The organism is Celeribacter sp. PS-C1 (assembly GCF_019429625.1).
Lineage (GTDB): Bacteria > Pseudomonadota > Alphaproteobacteria > Rhodobacterales > Rhodobacteraceae > Celeribacter.
This window is the reverse complement of record NZ_JAHXRW010000004.1, coordinates 146,150-157,770: the sequence shown is the minus strand read 5'-3', so window position 1 is coordinate 157,770 and position 11,621 is coordinate 146,150. Positions and strand designations below refer to the sequence as shown.

General features: G+C 61.4%; 13 protein-coding genes. 6 read left to right on the top strand and 7 right to left on the bottom strand.

Features of this window, described 5'->3' with window-relative positions; translation table 11 throughout:
• The first annotated feature begins 18 nt into the window (after nucleotides 1-18).
• From J5Y17_RS07585 to J5Y17_RS07565, 5 genes are all read left to right on the top strand, one after another.
• Nucleotides 19-459 (top strand): hypothetical protein, encoded by a 441-nt coding sequence (locus J5Y17_RS07585; protein WP_219784636.1) that lies wholly within the window; start codon nucleotides 19-21, stop codon nucleotides 457-459.
• A 20-nt stretch (nucleotides 460-479) separates the two neighbouring features.
• A complete protein-coding gene (locus tag J5Y17_RS07580; RefSeq protein WP_219784635.1) occupies nucleotides 480-1,196 on the top strand; it encodes an ABC transporter ATP-binding protein in 717 nt (238 codons plus the stop codon).
• Nucleotides 1,193-1,984 (top strand): ABC transporter permease, encoded by a 792-nt coding sequence (locus tag J5Y17_RS07575; protein WP_219784634.1) that lies wholly within the window; start codon nucleotides 1,193-1,195, stop codon nucleotides 1,982-1,984. Before J5Y17_RS07580 ends, J5Y17_RS07575 begins: the two co-directional genes overlap by 4 nt.
• A gap of 91 nt (nucleotides 1,985-2,075) precedes the next feature.
• A complete protein-coding gene (locus J5Y17_RS07570) occupies nucleotides 2,076-2,645 on the top strand; it encodes a tetratricopeptide repeat protein (protein ID WP_219784633.1) in 570 nt (189 codons plus the stop codon).
• Between the two features lie 128 nt (nucleotides 2,646-2,773).
• Nucleotides 2,774-3,160, top strand: a complete 387-nt coding sequence (locus J5Y17_RS07565) for a cytochrome c family protein (RefSeq protein ID WP_219784632.1) — start codon at nucleotides 2,774-2,776, stop codon at nucleotides 3,158-3,160.
• Between the two features lies 1 nt (nucleotide 3,161).
• Here the strand turns inward: J5Y17_RS07565 and J5Y17_RS07560 are convergent, their stop codons facing one another.
• Nucleotides 3,162-3,809 (bottom strand): ATP-binding cassette domain-containing protein, encoded by a 648-nt coding sequence (locus tag J5Y17_RS07560; protein WP_219784631.1) that lies wholly within the window; start codon nucleotides 3,807-3,809, stop codon nucleotides 3,162-3,164.
• 12 nt (nucleotides 3,810-3,821) lie between these two features.
• Nucleotides 3,822-4,805 carry an ABC transporter substrate-binding protein gene (locus J5Y17_RS07555; RefSeq protein WP_219784630.1) on the bottom strand — a complete coding sequence of 328 codons (984 nt, stop codon included), beginning with the start codon at nucleotides 4,803-4,805 and terminating at the stop codon, nucleotides 3,822-3,824.
• Between the two features lie 214 nt (nucleotides 4,806-5,019).
• On the opposite strand from J5Y17_RS07555, the gene J5Y17_RS07550 reads away from it, so the two are divergent.
• Nucleotides 5,020-6,786, top strand: a complete 1,767-nt coding sequence (locus J5Y17_RS07550; RefSeq protein ID WP_219784629.1) for a PQQ-dependent methanol/ethanol family dehydrogenase — start codon at nucleotides 5,020-5,022, stop codon at nucleotides 6,784-6,786.
• A gap of 98 nt (nucleotides 6,787-6,884) precedes the next feature.
• On the opposite strand, the gene J5Y17_RS07545 is transcribed toward J5Y17_RS07550, so the two are convergent.
• The 5 genes from J5Y17_RS07545 to J5Y17_RS07525 all read right to left on the bottom strand — a co-directional run bounded on the left by J5Y17_RS07545 (nucleotide 6,885) and on the right by J5Y17_RS07525 (nucleotide 11,596).
• A complete protein-coding gene (locus tag J5Y17_RS07545; protein ID WP_219784628.1) occupies nucleotides 6,885-7,583 on the bottom strand; it encodes an ABC transporter ATP-binding protein in 699 nt (232 codons plus the stop codon).
• Nucleotides 7,576-8,301, bottom strand: a complete 726-nt coding sequence (locus tag J5Y17_RS07540; protein ID WP_219784837.1) for an ABC transporter ATP-binding protein — start codon at nucleotides 8,299-8,301, stop codon at nucleotides 7,576-7,578. Before J5Y17_RS07540 ends, J5Y17_RS07545 begins: the two co-directional genes overlap by 8 nt.
• Nucleotides 8,298-9,302 carry a branched-chain amino acid ABC transporter permease gene (locus tag J5Y17_RS07535; protein WP_219784627.1) on the bottom strand — a complete coding sequence of 335 codons (1,005 nt, stop codon included), beginning with the start codon at nucleotides 9,300-9,302 and terminating at the stop codon, nucleotides 8,298-8,300. The genes J5Y17_RS07540 and J5Y17_RS07535 overlap by 4 nt, the downstream gene beginning before the upstream one ends.
• Nucleotides 9,302-10,255 (bottom strand): branched-chain amino acid ABC transporter permease, encoded by a 954-nt coding sequence (locus J5Y17_RS07530; protein WP_219784626.1) that lies wholly within the window; start codon nucleotides 10,253-10,255, stop codon nucleotides 9,302-9,304. Before J5Y17_RS07530 ends, J5Y17_RS07535 begins: the two co-directional genes overlap by 1 nt.
• 90 nt (nucleotides 10,256-10,345) lie before the next feature.
• Complete coding sequence (locus J5Y17_RS07525) at nucleotides 10,346-11,596, bottom strand: ABC transporter substrate-binding protein (RefSeq protein WP_219784625.1); 1,251 nt, start codon at nucleotides 11,594-11,596, stop codon at nucleotides 10,346-10,348.
• Between the last annotated feature and the right edge of the window lie 25 nt (nucleotides 11,597-11,621).

Here is an 11,621-nt window from a genome sequence, read left to right as displayed (position 1 = left end):
TATAAAGAGGGTTTTTCAATGCGTTACGCACCTTTCCTTGCGGCACTTCTTGCCGCCACATCCGCGGTTGCCGATGATCATGAGTCCCCGAGTTTCGGCCTCGCGGGCATCTTGTCGGCCACCAATTCCGAAGACCTGCCGCCGATCCTGCTTTCCGCCGGGCAGCCGTTGGCCGAAGCGCCGCTTCGCCTCAAATCCGGCACCTATTACGAGATCGAGATCGAGGCCGATGGCTCGCAGGAACTGGCGCTCGAAGGAGCAGGGTTCTTTCGCGCGATCTGGATCGATGAGATTGTGATCGAAGGGTTGGAAATCCGGCCTCTCGGCATCGACAGCGTCGAGTTCGACGAGGCGGGAACGATGGAGATTGGCTTTGTCGCGATCAAACCGGGCAGCTACGAGTTGCGTGTGCCGCAATCTTCGGGCGATCTGCAACGGCTTGAGATCACGATCGAATAAGTGAGCGCATGAGCGGGCGAATGACCGGATTAAACGTCGAAAATATCACCCACGATTGGGGCGCGAAACGCGCGCTGGATGGCGTGAGCTTTTCAGTTGCACCGGGTCAGTTTTGCGCGCTTTTGGGACCGAACGGGGCGGGGAAATCGACGCTCTTTGGGCTTCTCACCCGGCTGTTCACGCCTCGGTCCGGGCGGATTGAGATTGCGGGACATGATGTTTCCCGTGATCCGCTGGGCGCGCTTTCGAAAACCGGCGTGGTGTTTCAACAGCCGACGCTCGATCTAGACCTCTCAGTTTGGCGCAATATGCTCTATTTCGCGGGGTTGCATGGCATTACGGGTCGCGCTGCACGTGTCGCGGCCTCAGAAGCCTTGGACCGTTTGGGTATGGAGGAACGCGCGCGCGAGCGGGTGCGTGATCTCAATGGCGGGCACCGGCGGCGGCTTGAGATTGCGCGCGCGCTCATGCATCGCCCCGAGGTGTTGCTGTTGGATGAGCCGACCGTGGGGCTCGACGCGCAGACCCGCAGCGATCTGGTCGCGCATGTTCACGGGCTGGCGACAGACACCGGTCTGGCGGTGCTTTGGGCAACGCATTTGACCGATGAGATCTGGTCGGGTGATCGGCTTGTGGTCTTGCACAAAGGACGCGTGTTGGAGCAGGGGCCTGTGCCGGTCACGGGCGCGGCATTGACGGAGCATTTCCTGAACTTGACCGAAAGCGAGGGCGCATGAGACATGCCATGGCCGCACTTTGGGTGATCTGCCACCGAGAGGCGTTGCGCTTTCTGGGCCAGCGCGCGCGGATGCTGGCGGCGTTGGTGCGACCGCTGGTGTGGCTCTTTGTCTTCGCCGCAGGCTTTCGCGCCGCTCTGGGCCTCTCGATCACGCCGCCCTATCAGACCTATATCACCTATGAGACCTACATCGTGCCGGGGCTTTGTGGCATGATTTTGCTGTTCAACGGCATGCAATCCTCTCTCTCTTTGGTGATGGACCGCGAGATGGGGACGATGCGGCTCTTGCTCACGGCGCCGCTGCCGCGCTGGTGGCTTTTGAGTTGCAAACTGATCGCGGGCGCGCTGATCTCCGTGCTTCAGGTCTATGCCTTTCTCGCCATCTGCGCGCTCTACGGCATCACATTTGCGCCTTTGGGCTATGTCGCGATCCTGCCGGCGCTCTTTCTCACCGCTCTCATGGTCGGCGCGCTTGGCATCGCTTTGTCGTCCACAATCAAACAGTTGGAAAATTTCGCGGGCGTGATGAATTTCGTCATCTTTCCGATGTTCTTCCTCTCCACCGCGCTCTATCCGCTCTGGAAAATGGCCGAGGCCTCGGCACTGTTGGAGACGATCTGTCGCCTCAATCCGTTTTCCTATGGGGTCGAGAGCATCCGGTTCGCGCTTTATATGGCGCCCAATCCGCTGGCTTGGGGCGTCTGCGCGGGGGCGTTGATTGTCTTCATGGCTTTGGCGCTTTGGGGCTACGACCCGGCAAAACGGATGATAGGGCGCAAGATTTGAACTGCGACTTTGGTCGCAGGGCGCCTTGGACCTTTGTCTCATTCGTCCTGCGGGCCGCCTCTGGCATGCTCGCATGCGGGAGGACTGTCACATGAAACGCATTTGCCTTGGTCTGGCGCTGGTCTTTGCCGCGCCGTTATGCGCGCAAGACGTACCTATAGAGCTCGGCCCAGACACCCATATCGACGAACAGGGCACGCTCAACCCGCATGAGATGTCTATGGCGCAGGTGATGGAGAACATCCGCGAGGGCGACACCGGCATGGTGATCTGTTCACAGGGCTATCTGATTACGAAATCCGGGCGTCACGAGTTGGCGCGCGAGCTATTTTCCAAATGTGCGGACGCGGGCTGGACCGGGGCGATGACGTGGATGAGCCAGCTTGACGACAATGCTCTGGGCGGGCCGCAGGATCTAGAGGCCGCCGCTGAATGGAACCGCAAGGCGGCCGAGGCGGGCGATCCGGTGGGCAAGTTCAACCATGGGCTCGATCTGATGCGCGGCTGGGGCGTGGCGCGGGACGATGCGGCGGGCAGGGCACTTGTGGATGAGGCTGCCAAGGACGGCCTGGCTGTGGCGCAGCGGTTGCAGCGTGCGGGGTACGACCTCGACGAGGTGACGCCCGATGCCGATGAATGGCGCTATCTCAACCTGTTTTAACGTGAGACTACGACCAAAGTCGTAGAAGCCCCCCGACCTATGTCGGGGGCTTTTCTTGAGGCAGGTCAACCCTTTGGTGGGGGCTTTCGCGCGATGATCAATCAAACAGTCGCGTAGGAGAGACCCTCATGAAAGCCAAACATATCGCCTCAGCCGTGCTCCCGGCACTTTTTGCAACGGTTGCCTTTGCGGGCGAATATGATGCCATCAAAACCGCTGCGGGCGCCGAGTTCTTCGATAAAGAATGTCACCGCTGCCACTCCGTCGATGCGGACAAGGCGAGCTACGGTCCATTGCTGACCGGCGTTGTGGGGCGCAAAGCGGGCACGTTTGAGGGCTATCCCTATTCTGACGCGCTGAGCAACGCGGGCTTTGTCTGGACCAAAGGCGCGATCCGGGCCTGGATGGAGGACAATGACGCGCTTGTGCCGGGGACGAAGATGCGCCACGTGGGCGTGAGCGACCCGACGGTGCAGGATTTCATCGTCACCTATCTGGCGTCGATTTCCGAGTGATCTAAGGGATCGCGCGCAGAGTTGCGGGGCGTCCGTCGAGGCAGAGCACCCGATCCGCCAGCCTCGCGGCCTCCGCGCGGTCATGGGTGACCAAAAGCGTCGTCGTGCCGTGCTGTGCGCGCAGCGTCTCAAACAGATGCATCATCTCATCGGCCAGTCTGGGGTCGAGCGACACAAAGGCTTCGTCCATCAGCAACAGATCGGGCGAGGCCGCGAACGCGCGGGCAAGCGCAAGGCGGCGTTGCTGACCCAAGGACATTTGTGTCGGAAAGTGATTGGCGCGATCCGCGAGAGAGACGGCGGAGAGCCAGTGAAGCGCATGGGCTTTTGAAATTCCGCTGGTCAGCGTGAGGTTTTGCCAGGCGGTGCGCCACGGCAAAAGTGTCGGGCTTTGAAACACAGCGGAGAGCCGGGGCGGGCGCGTCACCTCGCCCTCATAGTAGTTGTGCAGTCCGGAAATGACCCGCAAAAGCGTGGTCTTGCCGACACCCGATGGCCCTGTGAGAGCGACGGTTTCACCCGCGCGGATGTCGAGTGTGATCGGCCCGAGGATCTGCGCACCATCCGTGGATACGGAGCGCAGATCAAGGCGCAGCAGGGCGGCCTTCACTGGGAAAGCCGCCTCGGAACGGTCCGATATGGTGCGCATGCAGGTCATGTCTCAGGACGCCGGGTCGTAGAATGTGCCTTCGGGCAGAGTTTTTGCCTGACCGACCAGATCCTCGCCGCCGAGCTGCGCCATGAGCACAAGCATTTTGGCGGCGTCTTCCTCGGACACCGGACCTTCGGCGGGGATACCCGCGATCCAACCGGCTCTCAATGCTTCGAATTGTGCATCGTTCTTGACGTTCATCCGGTCACGCAGGCGGTCCCATGCGGCGTTATCCGTGGCCAAAAGGTCCTTCGCCTGACGGGAAGCGGCGGCGAGGCCCGCAACGAGTTCGGGATGTTCGGCCAGCACCTCGCCCCGCACCACATAGCCCAAAAGCGGGGTGTCAGGGTTGAGGCCCAGAGCCAGAGCGGCGTCAGAGGTCGAACTCAAAAGCCGCATGCCGGAGGCTTCCATCTTAGCACCGAAATGCCAGAAATTGATCGCGCCATCGACTTCGCCCGAGAGCGCCGATTTGAAGATCAGCGGCGGAGCACCGAACACCTGTTCGGTCTCGGCGGCGAGGTCTTGGCCCGTCAGTTGTTCCGCATAGGCGCGCAGGATCAGCCAGCTTTTGTCATTGGGCCCGCCTGCAATGCCAATCTTTCCGCCTTTGAGATCGGCAAGGCTCTGCGCGGGGCTGTCTTTCGGGACATAGAGCCCGCCGACTGCCTTAGAGTATGGCACGAACACATAGTCTTTGCCCTCGGCGCGTTGGGCCGCAACCCAAAGCCAATCGGCCACGATCATGTCCACTTCGCCCGCCGCAAGGGCCACGCGCGATGCGGCGCCGCCCGCGACATCCATGGCGTCAAGCTGGAACCCCTGCGCGGTGTCGAATCCGTTGTGGCGGATGGTGTCGACCTCCCAGGCCACCGTGCCGGACATGTAGAGCGCGGCCTTGAGCGTCGGCATGTCTTCGGCCTTTGCCGCCAACGTGCCTGTAAGTGAAATCGCCGCCGCCAGTGCGGCAAGTCCTTTCGAGAATTTGGTCATGATCGGTCCTCCCTGACATGTGAGCCTAGGGCGGGGCGGGGGCGCGGGAAATACGACCAAAGCACAGGGAAAAGCAAGTCGCAGCCCGCCTACGACCAATGGCCAATATGCGGAACGGGCCCGCATGCAGAACATGGCGAGCTATGAGCCCTGTCCTTCGTGCTTGGTCTGTCACGCCGGGGGATCGCGCCTTGATTTCTATGGGAGGAACAAAATGAACAGGTTTGTCACTGCTGCCACCGCAGCCATCGTGAGCTTCGGGCTTGCAGGCGGCGCCGTTGCCGGGGTCACTGAGGAAGACCTACTGAACGACGCGGCCACCCCAGGCGACGTGTTGACCAACGGCATGGGGCGCGATCTTCAGCGTTATTCGCCGCTCGACACGCTCAACAAGGACAACATCCAGAACCTTTTCCCGGCCTGGGCATTTAGCTTTGGCGGCGAAAAACAACGCGGCCAGGAAACCCAGCCGCTGATCTACGATGGCGTCATGTATGTGACAGGATCCTACTCGCGGATGTATGCGATCGATCTCAAGTCCGGCGAGGAGCTTTGGCAGTATGACGCACGTCTGCCGGAAGGCATTTTGCCGTGCTGTGACGTGATCAACCGCGGCGGCGCGATCTATGGCGACAACATCTATTTCGGCACGCTGGACGCGCGCATCGTGGCGCTTGATCTCAAGACCGGCGATGTGAAATGGAACAAGAAAATTGCGGACTATAAAGAGGGTTACTCCTACACGGCGGCACCGCTGATCGTGAATGGACTGGTGATCACCGGCAACTCTGGCGGCGAATTCGGCATCGTCGGCGAAGTACAGGCGCGTGACGCAGAGACCGGCGACCTCGTCTGGACCCGTCCGGTGATCGAGGGCCACATGGGCACGCTCAATGGCGAAGAGAGCACGATGACCGGCACGCTCAACGCGACATGGCCGGGAGATATGTGGAAGACCGGCGGCGGCGCCACATGGCTTGGCGGTTCTTATGATGCGGACACCGACACGCTGGTCTTTGGCACCGGCAACCCGGCACCGTGGAACTCGCACCTGCGCGGGGCAGGCACGCCCAGCGAAGGTAACACTGGCGACAACCTTTATGCCGCCTCGCGTCTGGGCATCGACCCGGCCACCGGCGAGATCAAATGGCATTTCCAGACCACGCCGCGCGAGGGCTGGGACTTTGACGGGGTGAACGAGGTTGTGTCCTTCACCGATAAAGACGGCAACAAGCGTTACGCCACCGCCGACCGCAACGGCTACTTCTACGTGCTGAACCGCGAAGACGGCGCCTTCGTCAACGCGACGCCGTTTGTGTCCAACATCACCTGGGCCGAGGGGATCGACGAGACCGGCCGCCCGATCTTTGTCGAAGACGCACGTCCGGGCAATCCTTTGGAAGCCGACAAGGGTGAGATGGTGTTCTCTGTGCCGTCCTTCCTGGGGGGCAAAAACTGGATGCCAATGGCGCACAGCCAGAAGACCGGCATGTTCTATGTGCCGTCGAACGAATGGGGCATGGACATCTGGAACGAGCCGATTTCCTATAAAAAAGGCGCGGCTTACCTTGGCGCGGGCTTCACCATCAAGCCGATCTTTGAAAGCCACATCGGGTCTTTGAAGGCGATCGAGCCGGAAACCGGCGACATCAAATGGGACTTCCAGAACGACGCACCGCTTTGGGGCGGGGTGATGACCACGGCGGGCGGCCTCGTGTTCTTTGGTACGCCGGAAGGCGAGTTCATCGCGCTGGATGACGAGACCGGTGAAAAGCTTTGGTCCTTCCAGACGGGCTCCGGCATCGTCGGTCAGCCTGTGACCTATGAGTTCGAAGGCGAGCAATATGTCACCATCGTCTCCGGCTGGGGTGGCGCGGTTCCGCTCTGGGGCGGTGAAGTGGCCAAAAAGGTCAACTACCTGAACCAAGGTGGCACGGTCTGGACCTTTAAACTGCCGAAACAGCTGGCCATGGCGAACTGAGATGGCAACCTGAGATGACGAAACGAGATTAAGTCTCTTTCGACATGGAAAATGCGCCCTGAGAGTCAGGGCGCATTTTTTATGTGGGTGAGGGGGCTTTAGAAATAGGCCTCGGTGATCAGCTCACGGTTCTCGGCAATCGCCTCCGCCGTGCTGGCCAAACGCACCTGACCTTTGCGCAGCACAACAATGTCGGAGGCCAGTTGCAGCGCCACTTCGACGAATTGCTCCACGAGCAAGACCCCCACGCCAGAGGCGGCCAGTTCCGAGACCACGCCGACCAGACGTTTGACGATCAAGGGCGCGAGACCTAGCGACATTTCGTCGATCAACACGTAACGCGGGCGCGCCATGAGGGCGTGGCCGATGGCGAGCATCTGTTGCTGGCCGCCCGACATGGTGCCCGCGATCTGGCGTTTGCGTTCGGCCAATTCAGGGAAGAGCGCATAAACGCGGTCGAGCGCCTCTTTGGTCTCCGCCAAAGACAAAAGCGAGGCGGCGGCGCGCAGGTTGTCATCGACCGACAGTTTTGAGAGCACCTGATGCCCCTCCGGCACAGCGGCGACACCGGCGGCGCGGATGAGGTTCGGGGCCTGTCCGGTGATCGTCTTGCCATCGGCGCGGATTTCGCCGTCCGTGACGGGCAAAAGCCCTGCGATGCCCAACACCAGCTCAGACTTTCCGGCACCGTTGGCGCCCAAAAGCGCCGTCACCTTGCCGGGTTCGACGGTGAGCGAGACGTCTTTCAACACTTTCACGCCGTCTTTTTCGATGGTCACACCAGAAAGCTCAAGCATGCTCTTCCTCCACTTCGATGCCGAGATAGGCCGCCTGAACCGCCGGATCGCGCAGCACCTCCGAGGTTGGGCCAAAGGCGACACGTTTGCCGAAATCCAACACCAGCGTCTCGGCGCAGATGCGCTCGATCAGCTCGACGTCATGGTCGATCACAAGCACCTTTGCGCCGGTCAGATCGTGGATGCCGAGGATCAGATCGCCCAGACGTTCGGTCTCTTCGGGCGTCAGGCCGCCTGCGGGTTCGTCGAACATGATCATCTTCGGGTGGCCGATGACACAGCGAGCGACATCGGTGAGACGGCGTTCGAAGGTGTTGAGGTCACGGCCCATTTTGTCCAAAATCCCGGTGACACCGGCAAACTCCGCCGCACGTTCCAGATCGGCGCGTTTGTCGCCCCGCGAGCCGCGTAAGTGATCGGTGATCGCCATCAGGTTCTCGCGCACTGTCAGGTCATTGGCGATTTGTTCCTTTTGGAACGACCGGCGCAGACCCCATTGCACGCGCTTGTGGGGCGCGAGTTTCACCAGATCGGTGCCCTCGACAATCACATGGCCGTTGTGGGCGTCGAGAAAGCCGGAGATCACATTCATCGTCGTCGTCTTGCCCGCGCCATTCGGGCCGATCAGGCCCGAAACATTGGCGGAGAACTCGGCGCCGATGTGATCGAGCGCCACGACACCGCCGAAGCGCACGGTGAGATTTTCAATGGAAATCATGCCTTGGCTCCTTTTTTGTCTGATTTGGTCTCGGCGGTTTTCCCTCCGGGGATTAGCGCACGCACGGCGCCATTGATCTGACCGGCCAAACCATCCGGTGCGGTCATCACGGCGTGCAGCAGGGCCGCGCCAAAGATCACCAGAGACAGATCGGCATCGACACCCCAGTTGTTCAACAGCCCCGGCACGACGCGGAACAGCACGGCGGCAATCACCGCCCCGTACCAGAAGCGCGCACCGCCGACGATGACGAGGGCAAAGAGCATGACGCTTTCGCTGGCGCGGAAGGTGGCGGAGTCCAACAGGCCAAGGCTTCCGGCCAAGAGACCGCCGCCAAGACCGGCGAGCAGGCCCGACAGCCCGAAGGCCCAGGTTTTATAGAGCGTAACATTGACGCCAGAGGCCAGAGCGGCGGCTTCGGATTTGCGAATGAGCGCCCAGGCGCGGCCCGGGGCCATGCGGCGGTGCAGCTCGATCAGCACGAAGCCAATCACCAGCCAGACCATCGTGTAGCGCAGATAGGCGGCGTCGCTTTGGGCCAGAAGAGGCCGACGCATGTCGGCGGCAAAGGTTGTGCCAACGCCCCAAAAGCCCGCCGCGCCATTCGGGAATTGCTTGGCGGTGAAGACGATGTCGAGACCGGCGGCAAACATCAGGGTGATGAGCGCCAGATAGAGCCCGCGCATCCGAAGCGCCGGAAGCGCGATGAGATTGCCGAGAAACATCGTGACAGCGCCCGCGACCATCAGGTTGATCTCGAACGGAAAGTTGAAAGCATGGTTGAGGCGCAGCGTGACCCAGCCGCCCACGCCCATAAGGCCGACCTGCACGAGGCTAACCATGCCGAGGCGGGTGTAGAGGAACCCGGCCCCTGCGGCAGCCATGGCAAAGGTGGTGGTGGAGGTGAAAATCTTGATCCATTGCCCGCCTGCAAACGCCGGCAGCACAAGGATCAGTGCGAGGCCAAAGACGGCCCAGATCGTGTTGGTGGTCGAACGCATCAATCGTCTCCCGCGAAGGTCAGTCGGCGGCCCCGGTTCATCGCCAAAAGGACGAGCGCCGCGATCACGAAGGGCGCAATAGGGCGCACCTGTTTGAACGTGTCGGAAAAGGTGAGAAGGCTTTCGATCACCCCGATGGTCAACCCGCCCATGAGCACATCGGGGAGGCTTTGCAAACGGCCACAGATCGCGGCGGCGATGCTGGGGATGACCATAAAGGTGATGACGGAGGGCTCAAGCCGCACCAGATCGCCGAACATCAGCCCGGTGAAGCCGAACAACAGCCCCGAGAGGCCCCAGGCCATGGTCTCGACCTTCAGGATCGGGATGCCGATCAGCGAAGAAATCGAGCGGTTGTTGGCCAGCGCGCGCATCTGAAGTCCGACGCGGGTGACGTTGAGCGAGACGGTGATGCCGATCACCAGAAGCACGGCGGCGGCCACCACGATCAGACGGGTTACAGTGACGCGCAGACCGCCGATCATCACGGCCATATTGTCGGTCGGCAGCGAGAACTTGCGCGGCTCATCGGGGAAGATAAAGGCCACGACGCCAAGGATCGCGATGGCATAGCCCAGCGAGGCGACGGCTTTGACCACGGGCTCGCGCCAGGCCATCTGAGGGGCAATCATGCGCCCGTAGAACAGCGCCAGAGCGACACCGATGGCGAGACCCAAGGCCCAGGCCAGAGGCCCAAAGAGGCCCCATTGCGCGAATTGCCAGGCAGCCATGACCGAGGCCATGCCAATGGCGCCCGCCGAGAGGTTCAACACGCCGGTGGCGCGATAGAGCACCACAAGCCCGATGCCGCCAAGCGCATAAAGCGAGCCCACGGCGAGCCCGGAGACGATGAACATCCCCTGAACCATGACGGGTTTCCCCGATCCTAGCCAAAGCGCAGTTCCTGCGCAGACTGCGAGACATAGCGCAGCCGTCCGTAGCACTTGCCACATGATCTTTCCCCTGATTTCAAATGGGTGCCGCGCCCCCTGTTTCGGAGGCCGTAAAGACGCCAAGGAGCGCGGCGGGTCTGCGTTGGGAGGTCAGCGCAGGCCGAGCGCCACTTCCTGTTCGAAGATCGGCGCGAAATACGGGCTGTCATATTCGAAACAGTCGCGCACGGTTTCAAAGCCGCCGTCTTTCACGACAACCATCGTGCCAGCATGGTTTGGCATGTGACGGTCGGCCTCGCCCACGTAGAACGGCCCACAGACCAGATCGCTCTCATAGCCGCTGATCGCAGTGATGGCGTCCGTCACCTTCGCACGGTCGTCGAGATCGGCGGGGTCCATGCCCAGAAGCGTGTCGACAAAGATCTTGGCCGACAGGAAGCCCGCCTGGCTGAAGCTGTCGCGCGGGTCTTTCTCTTCGCCGTAAGCGTCCATCACGGCGAGCCAGTTGGTGGCATCCTCGCCGCCTTTGTCCCACGGCGTCATCTCGGCGCTCACGAAGAGTTTGCCATCCCAATAGTCGCCCAGAGCGGCCGGCACATCGCGGTCATAGAGCGGGGTGGAAGAGGCCCATTGGTAGGCGTCGCCCAGACCCTGTTCCTCGGCGGCTTTGAGCACAGCGATGCCGAGACCGGCGGGCAGGTTGACGATGATCGTGTCGGCGCCGGAGGCAATGGCTTCCAAGAGGCCCGAGTTCACGTCAGGCGAGGCCGGATTGAGGTAGACGCCGGTGCCCGACAAGCCTTTGGATTCCATGTATTCGACGGCAGCGCCACAAGACCACGGACCGGAGTTCGGGATGGTGAGCGCGATACAAGACACGTTTTGTGCGCCTTTTTCCTCGACCATATACATCGCCGCGCCGATGGACGACGGAAGCGGACCTTGGTTCGTCGAGACAATGTTCGAGCTTTCGAAACATTCGGACGCGGCGCAGGCGGCGGCCATGGTCATGACGTTTTGGTCTTTGTAAAAGCCTGAGTTCACCGACATTTCCACGAAGGAACCGTTGCCGACGAGCGCTACGACGTCTTCGTCGACCACCAGTTTGGAGGCCGCTTGCGACGCCAGTTCCGGGTTCCACTGGTCGTTTTCGACCAGATACTCAATCGGGCGACCGTTGATCCCGCCATTGGCGTTCACACAGTCGAAATAGGCTTCTGCCGCGGCGGTCGAGGACGAGAAATCGCCCGGGGCCGCGTTGCCGTGGATGCCGCCCACTTTGATCGGCGTGCCTGTGGCGGCCTCGCCGGTGTTGGCGCCACAGTTCGGGGCGGCAAAGGCCGCACCGGCTGCAAAGATCAGGCCCATCGCGGTGCCCGTGGTTTTGAGTGTCTTCAACATGGTTTTTCCTCCCTGAAATTCGTTG